At 70.0% G+C, this 22,116-nt stretch carries 25 protein-coding genes; 14 read left to right on the top strand and 11 right to left on the bottom strand.

Features of this window, described 5'->3' with window-relative positions; all coding sequences use genetic code 11:
- Nucleotides 1-47 precede the first annotated feature (47 nt).
- The 6 genes from E2C06_RS40230 (at nucleotide 48) to chrA (ending at nucleotide 3,655) form a co-directional block, all read left to right on the top strand.
- Nucleotides 48-659, top strand: coding sequence for a chromate resistance protein ChrB domain-containing protein (locus tag E2C06_RS40230; protein WP_456305174.1), 612 nt, complete (start codon nucleotides 48-50; stop codon nucleotides 657-659).
- The gene (locus E2C06_RS40225) at nucleotides 620-862 is read left to right on the top strand and encodes a chromate resistance protein ChrB domain-containing protein (RefSeq protein WP_277751800.1); all 243 of its coding nucleotides are present in this window, start codon (nucleotides 620-622) and stop codon (nucleotides 860-862) included. Before E2C06_RS40230 ends, E2C06_RS40225 begins: the two co-directional genes overlap by 40 nt.
- Before the next feature lie 134 nt (nucleotides 863-996).
- Entirely contained in the window at nucleotides 997-1,485 is a 489-nt protein-coding gene (locus E2C06_RS08735; protein ID WP_133288213.1) for a DUF1259 domain-containing protein, read from the top strand.
- Complete coding sequence (locus tag E2C06_RS08730) at nucleotides 1,464-1,736, top strand: DUF1259 domain-containing protein (protein ID WP_133288212.1); 273 nt, start codon at nucleotides 1,464-1,466, stop codon at nucleotides 1,734-1,736. Before E2C06_RS08735 ends, E2C06_RS08730 begins: the two co-directional genes overlap by 22 nt.
- 3 nt (nucleotides 1,737-1,739) lie before the next feature.
- Nucleotides 1,740-2,321: a hypothetical protein gene (locus tag E2C06_RS39220; protein WP_241671182.1), complete on the top strand. Its 582-nt coding sequence runs from the start codon at nucleotides 1,740-1,742 to the stop codon at nucleotides 2,319-2,321.
- The gene (chrA, locus tag E2C06_RS08725) at nucleotides 2,318-3,655 is read left to right on the top strand and encodes a chromate efflux transporter (protein WP_241671181.1); all 1,338 of its coding nucleotides are present in this window, start codon (nucleotides 2,318-2,320) and stop codon (nucleotides 3,653-3,655) included. Before E2C06_RS39220 ends, chrA begins: the two co-directional genes overlap by 4 nt.
- A gap of 4 nt (nucleotides 3,656-3,659) precedes the next feature.
- Here the strand turns inward: chrA and E2C06_RS08720 are convergent, their stop codons facing one another.
- The 8 genes from E2C06_RS08720 to msrA all read right to left on the bottom strand — a co-directional run bounded on the left by E2C06_RS08720 (nucleotide 3,660) and on the right by msrA (nucleotide 10,466).
- Nucleotides 3,660-4,844 (bottom strand): BaiN/RdsA family NAD(P)/FAD-dependent oxidoreductase, encoded by a 1,185-nt coding sequence (locus tag E2C06_RS08720; protein WP_133288210.1) that lies wholly within the window; start codon nucleotides 4,842-4,844, stop codon nucleotides 3,660-3,662.
- A 60-nt stretch (nucleotides 4,845-4,904) separates the two neighbouring features.
- A complete protein-coding gene (locus E2C06_RS08715; RefSeq protein WP_133288209.1) occupies nucleotides 4,905-6,032 on the bottom strand; it encodes a sensor histidine kinase in 1,128 nt (375 codons plus the stop codon).
- A gap of 174 nt (nucleotides 6,033-6,206) precedes the next feature.
- Nucleotides 6,207-6,557: a hypothetical protein gene (locus E2C06_RS08710; RefSeq protein WP_133288208.1), complete on the bottom strand. Its 351-nt coding sequence runs from the start codon at nucleotides 6,555-6,557 to the stop codon at nucleotides 6,207-6,209.
- A 34-nt stretch (nucleotides 6,558-6,591) separates the two neighbouring features.
- A complete protein-coding gene (locus E2C06_RS08705; RefSeq protein ID WP_133288207.1) occupies nucleotides 6,592-7,533 on the bottom strand; it encodes a sterol desaturase family protein in 942 nt (313 codons plus the stop codon).
- Nucleotides 7,530-8,282, bottom strand: a complete 753-nt coding sequence (locus E2C06_RS08700) for a polysaccharide deacetylase family protein (RefSeq protein ID WP_133288206.1) — start codon at nucleotides 8,280-8,282, stop codon at nucleotides 7,530-7,532. Before E2C06_RS08700 ends, E2C06_RS08705 begins: the two co-directional genes overlap by 4 nt.
- Nucleotides 8,279-9,364: a YVTN family beta-propeller repeat protein gene (locus tag E2C06_RS08695; protein WP_241671179.1), complete on the bottom strand. Its 1,086-nt coding sequence runs from the start codon at nucleotides 9,362-9,364 to the stop codon at nucleotides 8,279-8,281. Before E2C06_RS08695 ends, E2C06_RS08700 begins: the two co-directional genes overlap by 4 nt.
- An 84-nt stretch (nucleotides 9,365-9,448) precedes the next feature.
- Nucleotides 9,449-9,877: a peptide-methionine (R)-S-oxide reductase MsrB gene (gene msrB / locus E2C06_RS08690; protein ID WP_133288205.1), complete on the bottom strand. Its 429-nt coding sequence runs from the start codon at nucleotides 9,875-9,877 to the stop codon at nucleotides 9,449-9,451.
- 13 nt (nucleotides 9,878-9,890) lie between these two features.
- A complete protein-coding gene (msrA, locus tag E2C06_RS08685; RefSeq protein ID WP_193560437.1) occupies nucleotides 9,891-10,466 on the bottom strand; it encodes a peptide-methionine (S)-S-oxide reductase MsrA in 576 nt (191 codons plus the stop codon).
- Between the two features lie 153 nt (nucleotides 10,467-10,619).
- Between msrA and E2C06_RS37475 the strand changes: the two genes are divergently transcribed.
- From E2C06_RS37475 to E2C06_RS08650, 8 genes are all read left to right on the top strand, one after another.
- Nucleotides 10,620-11,603 (top strand): glycosyltransferase family A protein, encoded by a 984-nt coding sequence (locus tag E2C06_RS37475; RefSeq protein ID WP_165982286.1) that lies wholly within the window; start codon nucleotides 10,620-10,622, stop codon nucleotides 11,601-11,603.
- Nucleotides 11,603-12,715: an acyltransferase family protein gene (locus E2C06_RS08680; protein ID WP_165982285.1), complete on the top strand. Its 1,113-nt coding sequence runs from the start codon at nucleotides 11,603-11,605 to the stop codon at nucleotides 12,713-12,715. Before E2C06_RS37475 ends, E2C06_RS08680 begins: the two co-directional genes overlap by 1 nt.
- Before the next feature lie 53 nt (nucleotides 12,716-12,768).
- On the top strand, nucleotides 12,769-13,296 hold the full coding sequence (locus E2C06_RS08675; RefSeq protein WP_133288203.1) for a hypothetical protein: 528 nt from the start codon (nucleotides 12,769-12,771) through the stop codon (nucleotides 13,294-13,296).
- A 102-nt stretch (nucleotides 13,297-13,398) separates the two neighbouring features.
- Complete coding sequence (locus E2C06_RS08670; RefSeq protein WP_133288202.1) at nucleotides 13,399-14,841, top strand: GumC family protein; 1,443 nt, start codon at nucleotides 13,399-13,401, stop codon at nucleotides 14,839-14,841.
- A gap of 36 nt (nucleotides 14,842-14,877) precedes the next feature.
- Entirely contained in the window at nucleotides 14,878-15,993 is a 1,116-nt protein-coding gene (locus E2C06_RS08665; protein ID WP_206664478.1) for a glycosyltransferase, read from the top strand.
- A gap of 5 nt (nucleotides 15,994-15,998) precedes the next feature.
- Entirely contained in the window at nucleotides 15,999-17,168 is a 1,170-nt protein-coding gene (locus tag E2C06_RS08660; RefSeq protein WP_133288201.1) for a glycosyltransferase family 2 protein, read from the top strand.
- Between the two features lie 71 nt (nucleotides 17,169-17,239).
- Nucleotides 17,240-17,878: a sugar transferase gene (locus E2C06_RS08655; RefSeq protein WP_133288200.1), complete on the top strand. Its 639-nt coding sequence runs from the start codon at nucleotides 17,240-17,242 to the stop codon at nucleotides 17,876-17,878.
- Nucleotides 17,879-18,055: 177 nt separating this feature from the next.
- On the top strand, nucleotides 18,056-19,249 hold the full coding sequence (locus tag E2C06_RS08650; RefSeq protein ID WP_133288199.1) for a glycoside hydrolase family 108 protein: 1,194 nt from the start codon (nucleotides 18,056-18,058) through the stop codon (nucleotides 19,247-19,249).
- An 8-nt stretch (nucleotides 19,250-19,257) separates the two neighbouring features.
- Here E2C06_RS08650 and ugpC read toward each other — a convergent pair whose 3' ends face one another.
- Genes ugpC through ugpA form a run of 3 tightly spaced genes read right to left on the bottom strand, consistent with a single transcriptional unit; the run spans nucleotide 19,258 to nucleotide 22,053 of the window.
- Nucleotides 19,258-20,331: a sn-glycerol-3-phosphate ABC transporter ATP-binding protein UgpC gene (gene ugpC / locus E2C06_RS08645; RefSeq protein ID WP_133288198.1), complete on the bottom strand. Its 1,074-nt coding sequence runs from the start codon at nucleotides 20,329-20,331 to the stop codon at nucleotides 19,258-19,260.
- A complete protein-coding gene (ugpE, locus tag E2C06_RS08640; protein ID WP_241671178.1) occupies nucleotides 20,331-21,185 on the bottom strand; it encodes a sn-glycerol-3-phosphate ABC transporter permease UgpE in 855 nt (284 codons plus the stop codon). The genes ugpC and ugpE overlap by 1 nt, the downstream gene beginning before the upstream one ends.
- Nucleotides 21,172-22,053 (bottom strand): sn-glycerol-3-phosphate ABC transporter permease UgpA, encoded by an 882-nt coding sequence (ugpA, locus tag E2C06_RS08635; RefSeq protein WP_133288196.1) that lies wholly within the window; start codon nucleotides 22,051-22,053, stop codon nucleotides 21,172-21,174. The genes ugpE and ugpA overlap by 14 nt, the downstream gene beginning before the upstream one ends.
- Nucleotides 22,054-22,116: the final 63 nt, after the last annotated feature.

The raw sequence follows: 22,116 nt of genomic DNA, 5'->3' as shown, positions 1-22,116 counted from the left end.
GTGAGACTTCGGCCCAGGTGTCGCGTCCATCACTTGGAGTGGACGCCATGCCTGCGCCAGATGGTATTGCAATTCCACAACTTGCCCGCCTGATCGGCACGTTGGACGCACCGCCTATTCTCGACGTCCGCTTGGCCAAGGATCGTGCCGCCGATCCACGACTCTTGCCGGCCAACCCCCTCCACAACCATGCTGATCTTGCCGATTGGGCCTCAGACTATGTCTGCCGCCACGTCGTCGTCCTCTGCCAGGGCGGCATGAAGCTCAGCCAGGGCACCGCCGCCTGGCTTCGGCACGTAGGAGCGCGCGCCGAGGTGTCGGAGGGCGGCTTCCAGGCCTGGACGGCTGCCGGCCTGCCGCTGCTGCGGGCGCACCGCGGCCCGCCCCACGACCGGCTTGGGCGCACCGTCTGGGTGACTCGGGCGCGGCCGAAGATCGACCGCATCGCCCGCCCCTGGCTGGTCCGCCGCTTCGTCGATCCCGTTGCCGTCTTCCTGTTCGTGGCGCCGTCCGAGGTGTCCACGGTTGGCGATCGCTTCAGCGCCACACCCTTTGACGTTGAGGGTGTGGCCTGGAGCCATCGCGGCCCACTCTGCACCTTCGACATCATGCTGCAGGAATGGGGGGGGCGACGGAGCCGCTGCAGCGGCTGGCGCTGATCATACGCGCCGCCGACACCGGGCGGCTCGACCTCGCGCCGCAGGCGGCCGGGCTGCTGGCGCCCTCGCTCGGCCTGTCGCGAATGTACCGCGACGACCTGGCGCAGCTCGACGCCGCGATGGGGCTGTACGACGCTTTCTTCCGCTGGTGCCGCGACGGGGCGGAGGAGACGCATAACTGGCCGACGCCCACCCGCAGCTAAAGGCGGACGACTGACATGCGCGAGGCAGCATTCGCGTTCTTGGCAGCGCCCGCGCCCCTCGCATCCGCCACGGCCGAAACCGACTTGAAGGGGGTTGAGGCGGCGCTCGGCCGCCCCGCCATTGTGCAGCCCGATTGCGTACGCCGCTTCGGCTTTCCGCGCAGCGACCTCGCGTACAGGTCGACGGCATCGCGGTGCGGCCGGTCCTCGGCCTCGGCAACTGGCCGGCCTTCGCCGAGCATGGCGGCATCACCAAGGTAATTGGCGACTTGGTGCTCACCCAGCCGGAGGTGAACCCGGTGCTGCGGCGGCTACATGCCGGCGGCCTCACGGCGACGGCGCTGCACAACCACCGGCTGCGCGGCACACCGGCGACGATGTACATGCATGTGCACGGCCATGGCGACGCGGTGGCGCTGGCCCGCGCGCTGCGGACGGCGCTGGAGGCGAGCGCCACCCCGGTCGGCCCGTCGGTCCCGGCCGCGGCGGCGCCCGATGTCAACACCGCGCCGCTCGATCGCATCATCGGCACCGCCGGCAAGGTGAATGACGGCGCCTGGCAGGCGGTGCTGCCGCGGCCGGAGCGCATCATGAAGCAGGGATGCCGACCGCGGCCAACCTAGGCACCGGCAGGACGACCAATGTCGAGCCGCTGAAGGCCAGGCGCGTCGCCGCCGCCAGCGATCTGGTGCTGCTGGCCGAGGAGGTCGAGCCAGTGCAGCGCGCGCTGATCGAGCACGGGATCGAGGTCACCGCGCTGCACAACCACACGCTGCGAGAGGAGCCCCGCCTATTCTACATGCATTTCTGGGCAGTCGTGCGGCCGAGGCGGTCGCCGCCGGCTTGTGCGCCGCGCTCGACCGGACCTCGGTGAAGCGTGACTAGGGCGCCTGCAGCCGGCCTCGCCACCCCGCTGCTGGCGCTGCCAGGCCTCGCCCGGGCGCAACGCGCGCCCGCGGTCATTGCGGGCGGCCAGCCGCCCTCGCACTGGGACAGCGTCGCCGGCGTCATGACCGAAGCGACGCCCCTGAGGATCGCCGACCGCTCCCCGCCCTGCATCCACCTCGCGCCGGTCGCGCGGGATGCCGACGTGACGCTGCGCTTCCGCCCGGTGGATGGCTGCATGGACCCGGCCGGCGGCATCGCCGTGTGGGTTCAGGACGCGAACACTTCCTACGTCTCGCGGGTCACTGCGGCGAAGGACTATATCCGGCTCTATCCCGTCTCCGGCGGGCGGCGCATCGAACTCGCGGGACGCGACAGGCTGCCCATCGCCGCGGGCACATGGCATACCCTGCGGCTTCGACCCGAAGGGGACCGCTTCATGGCCTGGCCGGACGAGGAGTTGCTCTTCCGGGCGCGCAACAGCCGTATCGCCGGCGCCGGACGCGCCGCGCTTCGGTCGATCGCCGACAGCCAGACGATCTGCGAGCCGCCGCGCATCGAGGTGCTGCGGTGAGCGGCACAGCTGGTTTCCCGAGCTTCGCCGAGGCACTCCGCGTCTGGTTCCGCATCGGCTGCCTGTCCTTCGGCGGCCCGGCCGGGCAGATCGCGCTGATGCACCGAGAGGTGGTGGACGAGCGCCGCTGGGTCTCCGACGCCCGGTTCCTGCACGCGCTGAACTTCTGCACCCTGCTGCCGGGACCGGAGGCGACGCAACTCGCCACCTATCTCGGCTGGCTTCTGCATGGGGTGAAGGGCGGGGTCGCAGCCGGGTTGCTCTTCGTCCTGCCCGGCGCCGCGGTCATGTTAGCGCTCTCGGCCATCTATGTGGCCTTCGGCGAGGTGCCGCTCATCGCCGGGCTGTTCTATGGGCTGAAATGCGCCGTGCTGGTGCTGGTGGTGGAAGCGCTGCTGCGGGTGGCGAAACGCGCCTTGAAGGGCCGGGTGCCCTGGGTGGTCGCCTTCCTCGCTTTCGCCACGCTGTTCCTGCTCAACCTGCCCTTCCCCGCGGTGGTACTGGCGGCGGGGCTGGCGGGCTATCTCGCCCCCGCGGCATTCTTCGGCGGCGGCCATGGCACGGCCAAGGACGGTCCGCCTGCGCTGCTGGATGCGTTGCTGGCGGCGGAGCCCGGCCGCATCGCCCGCCTGACCGGTGCGGCACGGCGGGCCGGGCTGCTAGCGCTGGTACTCTGGGTCTGGCCGGTCATGCTGCTCATCGGCACACCGGTTTGGGGAGACGTCGCCTGGTTCTTCTCTAAGATGGCGGTCGTTACCTTCGGCGGCGCCTATGCGGTGCTGGCCTATGTGGCGCAGGAAGCGGTCGAGCATTACCGCTGGCTCTCAGCCGGGCAGATGCTGGCCGGGCTGGGGCTGGCGGAGACGACGCCGGGTCCGCTGATCCTGGTGCTGCAATTCGTCGGCTACCTGGCGGGCCATGCGCAGGGTGGCTTCTGGGGCGGGGTACTGGGGGCACTGCTGACCCTCTGGGTCACCTTCGCGCCGTGTTTCGCCTGGATCTTCCTCGGTGCCCCCTATGTCGAGCGGCTGCACGATGCGGCGCGGCTGAAGGGTGCGCTGGCGGGTGTGACCGCGGCCGTCGTCGGCGTCATCGCCAACCTGGCGGTCTGGTTCGGCCTGCGCGTGCTGTTCGGCGCGATGTGGGAAGTGCCGATCGGCCCGGCGAGGCTGGAAGTACCGATCCTGGCCAGCATCGACCCCGTGGCAGTGCTGCTGGCCATGCTGGCGGCGGTCTGCTTGTTTCGAATGAGGATGGACGTGGTCAAGACGCTGGGCATCGCCGCACTGGCGGGGCTGGTGTTGCGGACGGCGTTCGGCTGGCTTCTCGGGTAATCGACTACACCGCCTGCCCGGCCACCCAGCCGCTGCTCCAGGCCCATTGGAAGTTGTAGCCGCCGAGCCAGCCGGTGACGTCCACTGCTTCCCCAATCACGAAGAGGGCTGGCACTGCCTTGGCCTGGCAGTCGCGGGAGGACAGCGCGGCGGTATCTACCCCGCCCAGCGTCACCTCGGCCTTGGCATAGCCCTCCGTTCCCCCCGGCAGCAGCCGCCAGGCCTTGACCTGGGTAGCGGCGGCCTGGATGGCGCGATCCGGCAGATCGGCCATCCGCTGCCCGGGCAGGTGCATCCCCGCCAGCGCTTGAGCCAGGCGCTGCGGCAGCCATTCGCCGAGGATGGTGCGCGGCTCCGCCCGCGGCCGGGCCTGGCGCGCCGCCCGCAGCAAGGTTGCGGGGTCCCGCCCGGGCAGTAGGTCGAGCAACAGCGGCTCCCCGGCCTTCCAATAGGAACTGGCCTGCAGGATGGCCGGCCCGGACAGGCCGCGATGGGTGAAGAGCATTGCCTCGCGGAACGCCGACTTGCCGCAGCGGACGACGCTATCGAGCGCAACGCCGGAAAGCGGCCGCATCAGGTCAAGCAGCGCGCCCTCAAAGGTCAGCGGCACCAAGCCCGGGCGCGGCGGCACCACGGCCAAACCGAAGCGGCGGGCGAGGTCATGCGCAAGGCCGGTCGCGCCCATCTTCGGGATGGACAGGCCGCCAGTCGCGAGGACCAGCGCCGGTGCCTCGAAGGCGCCTCTGTCCGTCTCGACCCGGAATCGCTCCGACCGGGACACCCCGGTGACGCGGTGCGACAGGCGGAGATCGACATGCGCCGCGGTGGCCTCGGCCAGCAGCATCGCCACGATCTGCCGGGCGGAGCCGTCGCAGAACAGCTGGCCCAGCGTCTTCTCATGAAATGCAATGCGATGCTTGCGAACCAGGGCGACAAAGTCGTGCTGGGTATAGCGGGCCAGGGCCGACTTGGCGAAATGCGGATTGGTCGACAGGAAGCGGTCGGGCCGACAATCGCTATTGGTGAAGTTACAGCGCCCGCCGCCGGAGATGAGGATCTTCTTTCCCGCTTCCCCGGCATGGTCGAGCAGCAGCACGCGGCGGCCACGCTGGCCGGCGGCAATGGCGGCGAACAGCCCCGCCGCGCCGGCGCCGAGGACAATCACATCGAAAGGGGGCGAACTGGTCAGCGCATGTACCCGGGGAAATGGTTCGGCAGCGCCGGGAATAGCGCTCTCGGCGCCTTCTTCCTAGGACGTCGCGGAACGCCGCTCCGGTGGCGGGGGCGCCTCCGCCGGCGCCTCCGCAAGCGGCATCGACCGTCCCGGCCCGGCAACCGGGAAACGGAGCAGGCAGAGCGTCCCGCCGACCTCGCCCCCGCGCAGCTCGACCCGTCCGCCAAGTTGGGCGGCAAGGGCTCGCACCAGCCGCATGCCGCTGCCACCTTCGACTGCGGCCAGCCCGACCTGGCCAAGCCCCACGCCGGTGTCGGAAACGGCAAGGCGATAGGTCTTCTCCTCTCGCCCGAAGCAGACCCGGACGACACCGCCCTTGCCCCGGGGGAAGGCGTATTTCAGCGCGTTGGTGACGAGCTCATTCACCACCAGCCCCAGATCACCGGCCATTGCCACCGGCAGCGCATGCGGCTCGGCGCTGACAGTTAAACCGATCCCGCTATCGGGCAGCAGGGCGGCGCGAAGGTCGTCCACCAGGCCTTCCAGAAAGGCCTGGCTGTCGACGGCATCGCTGCCGGCGCGCGTAGCCAGGCGACGGTGCACCCGGCCGAGTACCTGGATACGCCCGGCCGCCTGCAGCAGCGCGCCAGAGGCGACCGGATTGTTGCCCGCCTCCGCCTGCAGCAGGCCGACCAGGCGCTGCATGTCGTTGCGGATTCGATGGGACATTTCTTCGAGCAGCAGGGCCCGTTCCCGAGCCACCACCTCCGTCCCGCGCAACCGCGAGGCCAGGCGGACGAGGTCGCCGCGCGGCAGGGCGATGGCGGCGGCGATGCCCTTGGCTAAGGCGAACCAGAGCAGCGCCCGCAGCAGCGTGTCCGTGCCGAGGGTGCCGTCCGCGGCGGCGGGCCAGAGCAGCCAGACGAAGCCGGCCGCCGCCGCGGCAAGAGCGGCGCCAAGTCCCAGTCCGAGCGCCGCCAAGGCGACGGCGCCGAGCAGCATGGCCTGCAGCTCCGCCGCGCCAAGGGCCGGGACTGCCGCCGCGACGGCACCGACGGAGAGCGCAAGCGCGATCCCCAGCGCCGCCCGCAGCAGGATGGGCCAGGCCTGAAGCGAAGCCGGCAGTTGGGCAGAATCGTCTGTCAGGTCGGCATCCTTCACCCGGGCAGCACCGCAGCCGGTATGGCGTGCCGATGCGGTCACCGCCGCGCGCAACGCCGCGGCCGTCGACAAGATGCCAGAGGGGGCGAGAAAGTTGCGGCGACGCGGCTCGGCGTCAGACAGATGTTGTGCTGACCGCGTCAGAACAACATCTATCTAACCTTTTTTAAGTTAGCGATTTCCACCCTGGATATTTCAACCCAGGATGATCGCGGGCTAGAGGCGTGAGGCCCAGGACAGGAACACCAGGAAGCCCGCCAAGCCGGTGAAGACATGCACGACGAGAAGCGGTTCGGCGGCCTTGCGAGCGCGACGGGCGATCAGGCGCGGCAGCAGCCCGCCCAGCAGGGCGGCGCCGAGCAGGATGCCTGCGGCCATGCCCGACGGCGGGTTGCGTCCCTCGGGTGGGGCATGCAGCAACAGGAAGAACAGCCAGGCACCGGCAGCGCCGCAAGCGAGGTGAAGGGTCACGAGCCAGGGCCGCCGCTGGCGGGCGAGGTAATGGAAGCCGACCAGGACGCCGAGGGCCACCGTCGCCAGCAGGACCAGGGTGCCGAGCGCCTTCATGCGGAGGCTCTTTCAGCCAATGCTGCCCGCGACCCTACCGGCCGCCGATCGCCCCCACCATCCGACGCAACCCGATCGCCTGCTGCCGCAACCAGCCGCCGCTCGCCAGCGCTTCCGGCTCCTCCGGCGCCCCGGTCGGCGGGAAGACGCCGCGGCGGAAATCCCCGGTGCCGAAGATCCAGTCCCAGATCGGCAGCAGCACGGCGTAGTTCCGCCCATGCGCCCCGGCCGAAAGCGGTGCGTGGTGCAGCCGGTGGAAGCGCGGGGATACCAGCAGCCGCTCCCCCAGCCGACCGTAATCCAGTCGGACATTCGCATGCGACAGGCTCTCGGCCAAGCGCAGGATCAGCACGACGGCCGGGAACTGCCCTGGCGGTACGCCGATCAGCAGGGCGATGCCGCCGAACCAGACCGCAGCGATGATGTCGTCCAGCACATGGTTGCGGTCGTCGGTCCAGAAGGTCATCTGCCGCTGTGCGTGGTGGATCGCATGCAGCGCCCACCACCAACGGAAGGCGTGCTGCGCCCGATGCCGCCAATACTCACCGAAATCAAGGACCACGACATAGGCGGCGAAGGCCAGGACCGGATGATCGCGCAGCAGCGGCGCCAGTTCCTCGAGGGTCGGCGGCAGCAGCCCGGCCTCGGTCAGCCAACCTTCCCAGGCCGCCTGGACAGAAGCCAGGAAGACGAAGGCCAGCAGTGGCAGGACGCCAAGCCGGTTGAGAAAGGTGTAAAGCATGTCGGTCCGCACCGCGCCGTGCTGCGAGACCGACTCCACCGGCCGCCAGGCTTCCAGCGGCCGGCAGACCGCCCAGGCGACCGCGATGCCGAACAGCCCGAACAGGGCGAAGTCCAGCCAGGCATAGGCGTCCTCGGCCCAGTCCATCAGTTCCAGCGCATAGAGCAGCGGCTGCAGCGCATGCTCGAAGATCCAGCCGGTGGCTTCGGCATAGAGGCTGGCGATGGTGCTCATGCGCGTCCCTCGGCCGGCAACGGGGCGAAGCAGAGGCCGCGCGCCTGGAGGCCCGCGATCACCTCGTCCAGCACTCCGGCGAAGGGCTCGCGGCGGCTGCGGATGCCCCAGTGCAGCACCACCACCTCGCCGTCTCGGGTCCGCTCGATGGCACGGCGGGCGAGCTCGGCATTGGGATGCTTCGTGCTGTCCAACTCGTCGCCCCAGAAACCGTGGGCGGTCCAGCTCTGGTGCCGGAGGCCGCAGGCGCCGGCCAGCGCGATGGCATTCGGCGTGGTGATCCCGCCCGGCGCGCGCCAGAGCGGCAGCACCTGCGCCGCGGGTGCCAGCTGCTTCAGCCGGTCCGTCGGCCGCCGCAGCTCGGCGCAGAGCGCGGCATAGTCCAGCACCTCCTCCCCCGCCTTTTGGCTGGAGACATAGCGGACCTTGCCCGATGCCGGATCACCACGGAAATACCAGTGCCGCCAGGTATGGCTGGCGAAGGCGTGGCCCTCCGCTGCCCGGGCGCGCCAGAAGGGGCCCCAGCTGTCATCCAATGTCCGGTCACCGCGATAGGTCGGCTCATCAGCCACGAAAAGCGTCGCCCGCACCCCGCGCTGGCGCAGGATGCCGGCGATCTGCTCGGCTTCCCGCGACCAGCCAGTATCGATGGTCAGGTAGACGGTGCCGCGGCAGGCCGGCTGGGCCTTGGCCCGTCGGGCCAGCAACGGCGCGCCGGCCAGGGCGCCGAACAGCGCGCGCCGCCTCATCGGCCAAGCATGCGGCGCCAGACCGCCGGCTGCTGCGCCGGCACCGCCACCTCGGTTCCGGCGGATGTGGGGCTGGGCGTGACCTCGGCCGGTGGCGCAGTCTCGGACACGGCCAGCGGCGGCAGCGGCGCCGCCCGCGGCTGGACGAAGACACCGTGCGGCGACCTGCCGACCGGCACGGTTTCCCACTCCCCGCTTGCCGGATCGACGATGGCCAGCCGACCGGTCCAACGGAGCGTCACCCAGAGCCGGCCACGCGGGTCGAAGGCGATGCAATCGGGCCCGCCCGGCAGGTCCCAATGCGCCCGGGGCTCCAGCGTCTCCCCGTCCAGCACGGTGATGCGGCTGTCGACCCGGCTATTGACGTAAAGCAGCTTTCGGTCCGGCGAGGGGAAGACGGTATGCGCGCCGCGCCCGGCGAAGATGGTACGCTCGACCTTGCCGTCAGCGGGGTTCACCACCGCGACATGGTCAGACCCCATGACGCCGACCAGCAGCCTACCGTTGTGCCAGGTGACGCCGGCGGGCTGCGGCCCGACCTCGGCGGTCCAGAGCGGCTTGTAGGTCACCAGGTCGATCGCCATGAGCTTCCGGACGCCCTGCAGCGTGACAAAGGCGATGCGGCTGTCCGGCGTGTAGGCCAGGTGACTCGGCTTGTCCGGCACCTTCAGCCGCGCCAGCAAGGTCCGGGTCGCCGCGTCGTAGATGTCGACCTGGTCGCGGCGCAGGCTGGTCACCACTAGCAGCTTGCCGTCCGGGCTGAGCTCCATGTGGTAGGGGTTGCTGAACTTCTCGCGCCTTGTGACCTCGGCAGTGGCAGGGTCGATGAAGATCAGCTCGTTGCCGCCGCTGTCCCCAACCATCAGCTCGCCCCGCTCGGGCGTGAGGATGAGGTGGTGCGCCTCCCGCAGCACGGGGATGCGGCGCACCTCCTCCTTTGTCGTGCTCTCGAGCACGCTGATCGAGGCATCGGCGCTGTTCAGCACGTAGACGAGGTCTGCACGGGCGGAGGACGGCACGGCCAGGGCCGGCAGCAGACCTGCCAGCCCGAAGAAAAGCGCGGATTGGGCGCGCCGCATCATGGTGGAATCCCGAAACAGGGACGGGAAAATTCCCCGCCCGACGCAGAAAGGCAAGCGGTGTTCTGTTTAACGCTTTGTGGTTGATCAGCCGGATTTCGGCTCGAATCGCATTGCCACTCCGTTCATGCAGAAGCGCTGGCCGGTCGGCGGCGGCCCGTCCGGAAAAACATGGCCCAGGTGCCCGCCGCAGTTGGCGCAATGCACCTCGGTTCGGGTCATGAAGAAGCTGCGGTCGGTGGTGGTGCCAACCCCCGTCTCCTTCGGCGCCCAGAAGCTCGGCCAGCCGGTGCCGCTCTCGAACTTCGTGCCGGCATCGAACAGCGGGTGGCCGCAGCCGGCACAGACGAAGGTGCCGGCCCGCTTCTCGGCATTCAGCGGGCTGGTGCCCGGCCGTTCGGTGCCGTGCTGGCGGAGCACCCGATAGGCCTCCGGCGGCAGCTCGCGCCGCCACTCTGCATCGGGCTTCTCGACCGGGTAATGCTCGGCCGGTGTTTCCTTGCGGAACAGGGACATGGGAGATCCTCGGTCAGGCTGCGGGGCGTTTCAGCCGGTCGGCATAGAGCTTCCGGAATTTGGCGACTTTGGGGGCAATCACCACTTGGCAATAGCCGCTCCAGGGCGTGCGGGAGAAGTAGTCCTGGTGCTCCGCCTCACCCGGCCAGTAGCGGTCGAAGGGCACCACCTCGGTCACCAGCGGCGCGCCCCAGATGCCGGCCTCGCGGATCTCGGCCATGACCGACTCGGCCGTGGCCCTCTGCTCCGGCGAGTGGAACAGGATGACGGAGCGGTACTGCGGGCCGACATCGTTGCCCTGGCGGTCCTTGGTAGTCGGATCGTGGATGGTGAAGAAGACCCGCAGAAGATCGGCGTAGGAGATCTCCTTCGGGTCGAAGGTTACCTGCACCACTTCGGCATGGCCGGTGCGCTTGCCGCAAACCTGCTCATAGGTCGGGTTGGCGACATGCCCGCCGGCATAGCCGGAATGCACCCGCGCCACGCCGCGCAGGTCGCGGAACACCGCGTCCAGACACCAGAAACACCCGCCGCCCAGGGTGGCGACCTCCATGCCCGGCGCCGTCGCCTGGTTTTCCGTTCCGCTCATCGCGTCACCCTCCTTCGGTTGGACTGGAACATAGTGTGCCGCCGGCCCGGGTGCAGCCGGCGTCGCAATTTGCGACATACGGCGGCACGTCGCTTGCGATAGAACTTGCGGTAGAAGGCGTCACGCGGTCGCCTCTCAGCGTAGGAACCAGCCATGCCCGCCGCCGCCAGCGTCGCCGTTTTCGCCCGCAACGAGGCTGCCGGCCTGCAGGATTGCCTGCGGGCACTGGGCGTGGCGCTCGATGGGCTCGACGCCAGCATCACCGTGGTCCTGAACGACACCACCGATGGCAGCGCCGGCGTGGTCCGCCTCTACGCCAAGTCGAGCCCGTCTCCTATGCGGCTGTTCGAGATCCGCTTCGGCGACAAGTCGAATGCCTGGAACCAGTATGTCCATGCCCTGGCGCCGGCGGCGTCGATGCATGTCTTCGTCGATGGCTATGCCATGGTGACGCCAGACGCCATCCGCGCCCTCGCCGCAGCTCTGGCGGAGCATCCGCAGGCCCATGCCGCGGCCGCCCTGCCCTCCTGCGGCCGCAGCGCGCCGTCCCAGCGCGCCGCGATGCGGCGCTCGCCCGCCCTGCACGGCTCGCTGCATGCGCTGCGCGGCACTTTCCTCGACCGGATCAGGGCCGCGGGCATCTACCTGCCGATCGGGCTCTATCGCGGCGACGGGCTGGTTGGCAGCTTGGTTGTGCATGATTTGGATGCACGGGCCAATGCCTGGGACACCGGGCGGATCGCCCTGGCCGAGGCGGCGACCTGGACCGTCGCGCCGCTCTCGCCGTTCCGGCCGCGCGACCTGCGCCGGCTGTGGAACCGGCGCATCCAGCAGGCGCGAGGCGGCTTCGAGGATGCCGCGTTGAAGGAATGCATCTATTCCGGCAATTACGGCAGTCTGCCGCGCTTTGCCGATTACATGGTCGCGGACTGGCTGCAGCGGAATCCGGTCGCGCTGCAGGGCCGAAGCCTCTTTCCCCGCTTGGCACGGGCACGCCTCGCCAGCCCGCGCGCCCCTGCCAAGGCTTTGCTGGAGGCAAGCATGGTGCCGCTCGGGCCGGTCGCAGAGCCGCCAGGGCCCTGGCGGACGGGAGCGGAGGGTGCCTCGCCGCCTCTGTCCACCGGGAATCCTGCCTGATGCGCGTTCGCGTCCTCGATAGCCTGCGCGGCTTGGCCGCTTTTCTTGTAGTGCTCTACCACACCTGGCAAACCCTGCCGGCCGGGCCCTTGGCGGACGGCATCCGCCAGGCGCTGCTCTTCACCCCGTTCAAGGCGGCGGTCGGCGCGCGGCCGGCGGTGATCCTGTTCTTTGTCCTCTCGGGCTATGTGCTCGCCCTGGCGCTTGCCCGCGGGCCGGGGATGCGCTGGGGTGGCTTCGTGCTGCGGCGGATCTGCCGGATCTGGCTGCCCTTTGCCATCTCCATCCTGCTCTCGGCCGCGCTGTGGTGGGTGATGCGCCCGGTCGCGCTGGACGGCGTGCATCCCTGGTTCAACGCCGATCCCTGGTCCGCCATGCCGGACGCGGCGGCGCTGTGGCGGCATCTGGCCATGCTGGGCGACACCCACTCGGCGCATCTCAACGTGGTAATGTGGAGCCTGACCTACGAGCTTCGCATTTCGCTGGTCTTCCCGCTGCTGCTGCTCGCGGTGCAGCGGCTGCCGCTGCGGGTGCTGCTTCCAGGCATGCTGGCGCTGCAGGTGGCGACCGATGCGACGATGCGCCGGCTCGGCCTGCCCCTTGCCCCCTTCTTCGGCGACGGCTGGGCCGGCGCCACCCTGACCACCTTGCATTTCGTCAACTGCTTCGTCGTCGGCGCCCTTCTGGCACTGCGCGGAGACGCGGTGCAAGCCGTGCTCGCCCGGTTGCCCAGCTGGAGCCTGGGCGGGCTCTGGGTCGCCGCAATCCTGCTGCTCGGCCCCTCCGTCGACTATACCTGTACCCTGGGCGCCGCTCTCTTGATGGCATTGGCCATCGGCTCCCCCCGCGCTCGGCGCGTGTTCGAGGTGCCGCCGCTGCTCTGGCTCGGTCGGGTTTCCTACAGCCTGTACCTGATCCATGTGCCGGTGCTGCTGGTCGTCGTGCACGGCCTGCACGGCCGGCTTCCGCTGGAGACGCTGCTGCTGCTCGCCATCCCGCTCTCCCTACTGGGAGCCGGGGCGATGTACCGCTGGGTGGAACAGCCCTCCATCGCCCTGGCCAGGCGCCTGCCCGGCGCGGCGCCCCAGGCGGCGCGGCCGGCGCTAGGGTGACCCGCCCGGTCCCCCGGCTTGCCGCCGTTCCGTCTCCAGCCTACCCAATCGCAATGGCCAAGCCGCTCCGCCGCGCTTCCTTCCTGTTGCTGCTGCTCCCGCTTGTGGCATGCGCGCCGGACCCGATCCGGTTCATCCCGCCGACCGACCGCACCCTGCTGGAAGCTCAGGCGCGGCTCGGCGAGGGCGGCGCGGCGCGGCAGCCCGGCCGGATCACGGTGGCGGAGTTGCTCGCCAAAGCCCGCGCCGAATCCCCGGCGGCACAGGGGCCCGCGGCCCGTACCGGCCTGGTGCTGCGCTATATGGCCGCCCAGGTGCAGCCGGACGATGCCCAGCGCCGTGATGTCGAGGCCTTCGCCGTTGCGGCGCGCGGCGCAGCGCTGGTCACCGTAGCCAGCCGTCCGGCCGGCTATGACGGCGGCGAAGCCTCACTCATTGGCGAGCGCAGGGCTCTGGCGGTCGCCCGGCTGATTCGGCCAGAGGTGCCGAACGTCGAACTGCGCTTCGAAGCGGCAATCCCGCAGGGTGAGGTGCTGGTCCTGCTCGGCGGCCTGCCAGCCGCGGCCGACACGCGCCGTTAAGTTGATGTCCCCCTCTGCGAGGATTCTGCGCTAGAAAGGGTCAAGCGCCAGCCTGAGCGTCTTCCCCACCCGGGGCGGTGACCGGCCGGCGCGGAGCCATCGATGTCCGACATTGCCGCCAACGCCCCCGCGATAGCGCCGCCGGCCCCCCCGCCCATTGCGGAGGTGATCCACGCCGTGCTCGCGGCCGCTTGGCGCCGGCGCTATGTCATCCTGCTGCCCATCGTGATCCTGCCGCCGGTCGGCTTCTTCCTCGGGAGCATGGCCCCGCGCAGCTACGAAACCCGTATGAGCGTGCTCATCCAGGATCCGGCCAAGTTCAATCCCTTCCTGGAAGACCTTTCGGTCAAGACGAACCTGAAGGAGCGGATGGAGGGCCTGCGCGCGCTGCTGATGAGCCGCCATGTCCTCGGCCAGGTGGCAGAGGATCTGCAGATGGTGCCGGCCGGAGCCACCGAGGCGCAGCAATCCGCCGCCGTGGCAGAGCTGGCGGCCGGCCTTTTCGTCACCCTGCTGGGGCAGGAAATGGTGGAGATGCGCTACCGCGCCCGCAGCCCGGAAGGCATGGACCGCACGCTCGGGCAGATCGGCACCCGGTTTATCGAGAGGGTGCGCGGGCCGGAAGACAGCAGCATGCGCGACAGCTTCCGCTTCCTGGAAGGCCAGTGGGCCGAGAGCCAGGCACAGCTGCAGCAGAGCGAGCAGGCCCTGGCCGAGTTCAAGGCCCGCCATGCCGCCCAGTTGCCGGAGCTGCGCACCGCCAACCTGCAGCGCATGGCGGCGCTGCGGGAACAGCTGGCCGACCGCGAGGTCAAGCTGGCCGGGGCGGAGGGCGAGGTCGGCGCCATGAAGGACCGGCTGGTGCAGACCAACCCGGTGCTCGGCCGGATGGAACAGGACATCGTCGCCATCCTCGGCGAGCTGGCCCTGCTGCGCGCCCGCTACACCGAGGAGCATTCCGCCGTGCAGGCCGCCGAGGGCCGGCTGAAGCGGCTGGAGAACGAGCGCCAAGCGCTGCTGAAGGCCGCCGAGCAGGCGCCCGCAGTCGACATGGACCGGCTGTGGAACTTGGCAGCCACGCTGCAGCCGAAGACCGAAGGGGCGCAGCCGCTGCTGATCTCGCAGATCGGCGCCATGGCCGCGGCGCGCGACCGGCTCGAGCAGCTGCGCGGCGAAACCGCGAACATCCGCGCCAGCATCGCCGAACCTCGCCACCCGCATCGCCGGCAGCGGCGAGGTGGAGCGCGAGTTGAAGGGGCTGGAGCGCGAGGCGACGGTGAAGGCCGAGCTGACCCAGCAGCTCCGCACCCGGTTCGAGCGGGCACGGGTGACCAGCGAGCTGGCGACCCAGCAGGCGCCGGAGCGCATCAAGATCATCGACCGACCCTATCGCCCCTCGGCGCCGATGAAGCCGATGACGGTGATATTCGCGGCCGCCGGCGCGGCGGCCGGCCTCGGCCTCGGCATCGCCCTCGCCTTCCTGCTGGAACTGGTCGACGGCACCTTCCGCCGAGTCCGCGACGTGGAGAAGACCACCGGCGTTAAGGTCCTGGCGCGGATCCCCTCGGTCCGGCGCCCGGCATGAGCAATGCCACGGCGCTGCCGCTGGTTGTCGCGCCGGCGGCGACCGGCGCGGTCATCCATGTGGTCCAGCACCTCGCCCCGGGTGGGCTGGAGGTCATGGCGCTGGAGCTGGCCCGGGCCCAGTCGGTACGGCACCCGGCCCTGGTGCTGAGCCTGGAAGGCGAGCAGGACGCCGCGATCGCCGCCTGGCCGCGGCTGGAGGAACATCGCGGCCGGCTGGTCTTCGCCGGCAAGCGCCCGGGGCTCGATCCTGCCCTGCCCTTCCGCCTCGCCGCGCTGTTCCGCCGACTGCGGCCGGCCGCCGTGCATACCCATCATGTCGGGCCGCTGCTCTATGCCGGCCCGGCCGCGCGGCTGGCCGGCGTCAAGGCGCGGCTGCATACCGAGCACGATGCCTGGCACCTGGCCGACCCGAAGCGGGCCCGGCTGGTCCGCGCAGCACTCGCGGTCGCCGCGCCGGTGCTGATCGCGGATGCGCCGCACGTTGCCGCGGCGGTCGAGGCCGCCATCGGCGCCCGGCCGCAGGTCGTGCTGAACGGCGTCGACACCGACCGCTTCCGTCCCGCAGACCAGGCAGCGAAGGCCGCGTCCCGCGCCGCGCTAGGCCTGCCCGGCGACCGCGCGGTGATCGGCATCGCGGCGCGGCTGGAGCGGGTGAAGGGCGTCGACTTGGCGATCGCCGCGATGGGCCAATTGCCCGGCGACGCGATCCTCGCCATCGCTGGTGCGGGCGGCGAGGCGGCGGCACTGCGCGAGCAGGCGGCCGGCCTCGGCGACCGGGTCCGCTTTCTCGGCCTGCTCGGCGACATGCCGGGCTTCTACGCGGCGCTCGACCTCTATTGCCTGCCCTCACGCAACGAGGGATTGCCGCTCGCCCTGCTCGAGGCCCAGGCCTGCGGCCTGCCGGTGGTGGCGACCGAGGTCGGCGGCGTGCCGGCGGCGTTCGATCCGGCCAGCGGCGCGCTGGTCCCGGCCGAGGATCCGGCAGCGCTGGCTGCGGCGCTCGGTGCCGGGCTCGCCGGGCGCGGCGGCAACCCGCGCGCCTTCGTGCTGCGACACGGCAGCCTGGCGGTCGCCGCGCGCGATTACCTCACCTTGGCAGGCATGAGCTGAACCTCATGCAGACCCTGCTCGCGGCGCTGACGCTCGCTGCCCTGGCGCTCGCCGCCTGGCACCATGCCGCCTGGCCGCTGCTGCTCTCCCGCATCGCCCGCCGGCCCGCCACGCCGCCCGCGCCGCTGCCGAAAGCCGCGCTGCCGCCGATCACCCTGGTCATGCCGGCCTATAACGAGGCTGCCTTCATCGTCCGCAAGCTGCGCAACCTGGCGGCGCTCGATTATCCCCGTGACCGGCTGCTGGTGATCCTGGCCTGCGACGGCTGCACCGACGGCACGGCGGCGATCGCCCGGGCGACCCTGCGGGAGCCGGATTGCGCCGGGCTGCGGGCGGAGGTGCGCGACCTGCGGCCGAACCGCGGCAAGCTCGGCGTGCTGAACGAGGCGATCGGCACCCTGCCGCCGGGGATCGTCGCGCTGTCCGACATTTCCGCCATGCTGCCGCCTGATGCGCTGCGCCGGGCGGCGGCGCATTTCGTCGACCCGCGCCTCGGCGCGGTCGGTGGTACCTATGTGCTGGAACGCGCCGGCTCGGCGGGGGAAGCCAAGTACTGGCAGTACCAGGTCGCGGTGAAGCGCGGGGAAGCGGCGCTCGGCGCGCCGCTCGGCCTGCACGGCGCCTTCTGGGCTTTCCGGCGGGAGGCCTGGTCGCCGCTGCCGCCCGATACCATCAACGACGACTTCCTCTGGCCGGCCCATATGGTCGAGCAGGGCTGGGGCATCGCTTATGACGAGACCATCCGGACGCGGGAGGCGGAGGTCGCCGATCCCGGGCTGGATGCGCGGCGGCGGCGGCGGATCGCCGCAGGCAATGCCCAGCAGCTCTGGCGGGCGCGCGGCCTGCTCCATCCGCGGCATGGCGGCATCGCGCTGGCCTTCGCTTCCGGCAAGGCGCTGCGGGTGGCGATGCCCTTCCTGCTGCTGCTGGCGATGCTGGGTACCCTGGCGCTCGCCCCCGTCTCCAGATTCTTTCTTTTCCTCGCAATTTGCGAAGCAATCGGCCTTACTCTGGCCCTGCTCGGGATGCTACTCGGAACTCGCGCGCTGAAGCCATTGGTAATCCTCAATTATTTAGTGACCGGCCACCTTGCCAGCGCGATCGGCGTGGCACGCTACCTGCTGTTCCGTCCCCAAGCGCCCTGGCGCCGCGCGGAGAATGCCGCGACGGCCTAGGGCGGAAGCGCCGCCTTTCCCCGGCAGCGCCTCCGCCCGCCAACAGCGGGGCGAGGACCGGAGCCACCGCGATGACCGAGACCTTGCACCTGCCGCTGCATGTCGCTGCCGCCAAACGAGCCTTCGACATCTTCGTCGCGCTGCTCGGGCTGCTGCTGACCCTGCCGCTCTGGCCGTTGATCGCGTTGGCGATCCGCCTCGACAGCCCGGGGCCGGTGCTCTACCGGCAGATGCGGATCGGCCGCATGCTGCCGGACCGCACCGAGGTCTTCATGATGCTGAAGTTCCGCAGCATGCGGACGGATGCCGAGATGGCCGGCGCGGTTTGGGCGCAGAAGCGCGACCCGCGCATCACCCGGGTCGGGCTCTTCCTCCGCAAGACCCGACTGGACGAACTGCCGCAGCTGATCAACGTCCTGCGCGGCGATATGGCGATTATCGGCCCGCGGCCGGAGCGGCCGGGCTTCTACCAGACGCTGGAACGCTCAATACCCTTCTTCGCCGACCGTACCGCCGGCATCCGCCCGGGCATCACCGGCCTGGCGCAGGTGAACCAAGGCTACGACACCTGCCTGGATGATGTCCGCAACAAGGCGGCCTTCGACCATGCCTATGCCATGGCGCTGCGCGACCTGCGCGCCTGGTTTTTCATGGATACCTCGCTTGCGCTGCGGACCTTCACGGTCATGGTGACCGGCCGCGGGCAGTAGCTTGCCAAGATGCCCCGGCAACGGCAGGCCGGGGGCCGGCGGGCCGAACCAGCCCGCCTGGTGAGCCGTAATGCCGACCCCGTTATAGCAATATTTTCCTTGCAAAAGGCGTCCGGATTTAGGTAATTTTTCCTCTCCGGGGCCGGTGCGGCCGGTCCCCCGTCGAGGAGACAGGCCATGCTGCCGCTGATTCCCCTGATATCTCTCGCCGGCAGCCTCGTGCCGGAGCTGGTCGGGTTGTTCGGCGGGCGTCGTGCCGGCGAGGTGGCCGGCAGGGTCGCCGAGGTGGTGCAGTCCGTCGCCGGCGTCGGTAGCATCGAGGATGCCGCCAGCGCGATCCGGGCTGACCCGGCCAAGGTCAGCGCGCTGACGCTCCGACTGGAGGAGATCCGGCGGGAGTACCTGGAGTTGCAGCAGAAGGATCGCCAGGCCGAGCGGCAGGCGCTGGCCGAGGCGCTGCGCACCGAGCTCGACGACCGCAGGCGGGCCAGCGAGGCCATGCTGGGTGCGCTCGGCGCCGAGGGCTGGACCGCCAGGACCGTGGCGCTGGGGCCGGCGATGGTTTCGGTGCTCGTCCTGCTCGGCTTCTTCGCTTTCACAGCTTGGCTGGTGCGGGATCCGCCGCAGACCAGCGACGGGACCGCGCTGACGCTGCTGAATGTCGTCGTCGGCTCCCTGGTCGCGGGCTTCACCGCGGTGGTGAATTTCTGGCTCGGCTCCAGTCAGGGATCGCGCGACAAGGACCGTACGCTGGTGGCGCTGCAGCAGGGCCAGGTGGCGGAGGCGGCACGGCGGGTGCCGGTTGCCGCCCCCGCCCCCGTTTCCACGCAACCGTTCCCCGGCCTGGTGCCCGGGCAGCCAAGCCGCTTCGACCTCTGCATGGAGGTGGTCCTGGCGAAGGAGGGCGGCTTTGTCGACGACCCGGCCGATCCCGGCGGTGCGACGCAGATGGGCATCACGGCCCGGACCCTTGCGGCCTGGCGCGGCCGGCCGGTGACCGCCGAGGAAGTCCGCGACCTGCGGCCCGCGGAAGCGAAGGAGATCTACCGGGCGCAGTACTGGAATCTGATGCGTTGCGAGGACCTGCCGCGCGGTGTCGACCTGGTGGTCTTCGATTTCGGGGTGAATGCCGGGCCGGCCAACGCGGTGAAGGCGCTGCAGCGGTCGGTCGGCACCACGCCGGACGGCGCGGTCGGGCCCTTCACCCTGCGCGCGGCGCAGGCGGCGGATGCCCGGGCCCTGGTCGGTGCCATCTGTCAGGCGAGGCTGGAATTCTACCGCAGCCTTGCCGGCTTTGACCGCTTCGGCCGCGGCTGGACCAGCCGGGTCGAGGACGTCCGGCGGCAGGCGCTGCTGATGGTGACGGCGTGAGCCGCCGCTCAGTCGCAGGCCGGGTCCAGCCGGCGGCCCCCATCCGCCGCGAAGACGTGCAGCGCCTCGGCCGGCAGGGCGACTGGCAGCGTGCCGTCGCGCGGGCCGGGGCCGGTGAGCTTGACCACCAGCGCCTCCCCATTCGGCAACCGGCCGTGCAGCACGGTCTCCGACCCCAGCGGCTCGGCCAGTTCCAGCGCGAGGGCGAGACCGGCGGCATCGAGGCGAATATGCTCCGGCCGGACGCCAATCGTCAGCGGCATGCCGTCCGGGCCCGGACGCGGGCCATCGGCGAAGCGGATCACCGGCCCGGCCTCCAGCGCCACGGCCTGCCCGGCCTCCGCCAGGCGGCCCGCCAGGAAGTTCATGGAGGGGCTGCCGATGAAGCCGGCGACGTAGGTGTCGGCCGGCCGCTCGAAGATCTCCATCGGCGTCGCCACCTGCGCCGCATGGCCCTGGTGCATCACCACGAGACGGTCGCCGAGGGTCATCGCCTCGACTTGGTCATGCGTCACGAACAACGAAGTGACGCCGAGCCGCTTCTGCAGCCGGCGGATCTCGGCCCGCATTTGGACGCGGAGCTTGGCGTCGAGATTGGAAAGCGGCTCGTCGAACAGGAACAGCTTCGGTTCGCGGATGATGGCGCGGCCCATGGCGACGCGCTGGCGCTGGCCACCCGAAAGCTGGCGCGGCCGGCGGTCAAGCAGCGGGCCGATGCCGATGAGTTCGGCCGTCGCGGCGACCCGGCGGGCGATCTCGTCCCGCGGCAGGCCACGGATTTTGAGCCCGTAGCCCATGTTCTGCGCGACGGTCATGTGCGGGTAGAGCGCGTAGTTCTGGAACACCATGGCGATGTCACGGTCGGCGGGCTCGAGACCGGTGACCTCCCGCCCCTCGATCCGCACATGGCCGCTGGTCGCGGTCTCGAGCCCCGCGACGATGCGCAGCAGCGTCGACTTGCCGCAGCCCGAGGCGCCGACGATGACGATCATCTCGCCATCCGCGACATGCAGGTCGACGCCGTGCAGCACCTGCGTCGGACCGAAAGACTTGCGGACGTCCATGAGGTCGAGGGTGGCCATTACTTCTCGGTATCCGTGAGGCCTTTGACGAACCAGCGCTGCATCAGCATCACCACCAGGACCGGCGGCAGCATGGCGAGCACGCAAGTCGCCATGACGATGTTCCACTCGGTATTGGACTCGGAGCCGATCATCTTGACCATGCCGATCACCACCGTCTCGACATCGGCCGAGGTGGCGACCAGCAGCGGCCAGAGATACTGGTTCCAGCCATAGACAAAGAGGATGACGAAGAGCGCCGCCATGTTGGTGCGCGACAGCGGCAGCACCACGTCCCAGAAAAAGCGGAGCGGCCCGGCGCCGTCCATCTTCGCCGCCTCGACGAACTCGTCCGGGATGGTCAGGAAGAACTGGCGGAACAGCAGCGTCGCCGTGGCGGAGGCGATGACCGGGATGATCAGCCCGGCATAGGTGTTCACCAGGCCGAGGTCGGACACCACCTTGAAGGTCGGGAAGATTCGGACCTCGACCGGCAGCATCAAGGTGATGAAGATCGCCCAGAAGAACAGCCGCCGGCCTGGAAAGCGGAAGAAGACCACCGCATAGGCCGAGATGATGGAGATGGCGATCTTGCCGATCGCGATCGACAACGCAATGACCATGCTGTTCCACAGCATCCAGCCGACGCCGACGCCGGTGCCGCCCTGGGTCCAGGCGGCGCGGTAGTTCTCCAGTGCATGGGCGCCCGGCAGCAGCGGCACCTCGCCACGGCCGATGGTGGCCGCGTCGTGGGTCGAGCCCATCAGGACGATCCAGAGCGGCAGGGCAAACAGGATGACGCCGATCCCGAGGATCGCATGCGTCACCCAGGCGCCCGTCTGGCGCTCGATGGCGGGCGCCTCAGTAGTGGACACGGCGTTCGACATAGCGGAACTGGATGGCGGTCAGCAGGATGACGACGATCATCAGCACCACCGACTGGGCCGAGGAGGAGCCGAGGTCGAGGTTCACCCGGCCGTCGACATAGGCGCGGTAGATCAGCGTCTCCGTCGCCTTGGCCGGGCCACCCTTGGTCAACGCGTCGATGACCCCGAAGGTGTCGAAGAAAGCGTAGACCAGGTTGACCACCAGCAGGAAGAAGGTGGTGGGCGAGAGCAGCGGGAAGATGATGGTCCAGAACCGCCGCGTCGCCCGTGCCCCATCGATGGCGGCGGCTTCCAGCACCGCCTTCGGGATGGATTGCAGGCCGGCCAGAAAGAAGATGAAGTTGTAGGAGACCTGCTTCCAGGCGGAGGCCAGGATCACCACCAGCATCGCCTGGTTGCCGTTCAGCTTGTAGTCGAAGGGCAGGCCGGCATCGTTCAGGGCCCGGCCGATCAGCCCGATCGAGGGGTGAAAAAGAAAGATCCACAACACCGCGGCGATCGCCGGCGCGATGGCATATGGCCAGATCAGCAGGGTGCGGTAGCCCGTGGCGCCGCGGATCTGCCGGTCCGCCAGCACCGCCAGCAGCAGTGCCACGGCCAGCGCGAGGATGGTCACGCCGGTCGAGAAGACCGCGGTGTTGCGGATCGTGTCGAGGTAGAGCGGGTCGGCGAAGAGGTCGGTGAAATTCTCGAAGCCCACGAAGGTGGTGCGGATGCCGAAGGCGTCCTGCCGCAGGAAGGCGAACCACACAGCCTGCCCCGCCGGCCAGAAGAAGAAGACGAGGGTGATCGCCATCTGCGGCAGCAGCAGCAGATAGGGCAGCAGCTTCTGATTGAAGACGACCTTCCGATCCAAGTCGCGCGCCTTGCTAGAGGTTTCCAGAGGCCTTTCGGCCTTTAGCGGGTGGGTCCAGGGAGG

The sequence above is a fragment of the Dankookia rubra genome, from assembly GCF_004355005.1.
GTDB classification, from domain to species: Bacteria; Pseudomonadota; Alphaproteobacteria; order Acetobacterales; family Acetobacteraceae; genus Paracraurococcus; species Paracraurococcus ruber_A.
This window is presented reverse-complemented; position numbering and strand designations above follow the sequence as displayed.

Bases quoted from the DNA above. Each gene is read 5' to 3' on its own strand.
- E2C06_RS40225 (WP_277751800.1), top strand. From the start codon at position 620: ATGGGGGGGGCGACGGAGCCGCTGCAGCGGCTGGCGCTGATCATACGC.
- E2C06_RS08710 (WP_133288208.1), bottom strand. From the start codon at position 6,557: ATGAAGGCGCTCGGCACCCTGGTCCTGCTGGCGACGGTGGCCCTCGGC.
- msrA (WP_193560437.1), bottom strand. From the start codon at position 10,466: ATGAGCGGAACGGAAAACCAGGCGACGGCGCCGGGCATGGAGGTCGCC.
- E2C06_RS08670 (WP_133288202.1), top strand. From the start codon at position 13,399: ATGTCCGACATTGCCGCCAACGCCCCCGCGATAGCGCCGCCGGCCCCC.
- E2C06_RS08695 (WP_241671179.1), bottom strand. From the start codon at position 9,364: ATGATGCGGCGCGCCCAATCCGCGCTTTTCTTCGGGCTGGCAGGTCTG.
- E2C06_RS08665 (WP_206664478.1), top strand. From the start codon at position 14,878: ATGAGCAATGCCACGGCGCTGCCGCTGGTTGTCGCGCCGGCGGCGACC.
- E2C06_RS08700 (WP_133288206.1), bottom strand. From the start codon at position 8,282: ATGAGGCGGCGCGCGCTGTTCGGCGCCCTGGCCGGCGCGCCGTTGCTG.
- ugpC (WP_133288198.1), bottom strand. From the start codon at position 20,331: ATGGCCACCCTCGACCTCATGGACGTCCGCAAGTCTTTCGGTCCGACG.
- E2C06_RS08680 (WP_165982285.1), top strand. From the start codon at position 11,603: ATGCGCGTTCGCGTCCTCGATAGCCTGCGCGGCTTGGCCGCTTTTCTT.
- E2C06_RS37475 (WP_165982286.1), top strand. From the start codon at position 10,620: ATGCCCGCCGCCGCCAGCGTCGCCGTTTTCGCCCGCAACGAGGCTGCC.
- msrB (WP_133288205.1), bottom strand. From the start codon at position 9,877: ATGTCCCTGTTCCGCAAGGAAACACCGGCCGAGCATTACCCGGTCGAG.
- E2C06_RS40230 (WP_456305174.1), top strand. From the start codon at position 48: ATGCCTGCGCCAGATGGTATTGCAATTCCACAACTTGCCCGCCTGATC.
- E2C06_RS08675 (WP_133288203.1), top strand. From the start codon at position 12,769: ATGGCCAAGCCGCTCCGCCGCGCTTCCTTCCTGTTGCTGCTGCTCCCG.
- E2C06_RS08655 (WP_133288200.1), top strand. From the start codon at position 17,240: ATGACCGAGACCTTGCACCTGCCGCTGCATGTCGCTGCCGCCAAACGA.
- E2C06_RS08650 (WP_133288199.1), top strand. From the start codon at position 18,056: ATGCTGCCGCTGATTCCCCTGATATCTCTCGCCGGCAGCCTCGTGCCG.
- E2C06_RS08660 (WP_133288201.1), top strand. From the start codon at position 15,999: ATGCAGACCCTGCTCGCGGCGCTGACGCTCGCTGCCCTGGCGCTCGCC.
- E2C06_RS08705 (WP_133288207.1), bottom strand. From the start codon at position 7,533: ATGAGCACCATCGCCAGCCTCTATGCCGAAGCCACCGGCTGGATCTTC.
- E2C06_RS08730 (WP_133288212.1), top strand. From the start codon at position 1,464: ATGCCGACCGCGGCCAACCTAGGCACCGGCAGGACGACCAATGTCGAG.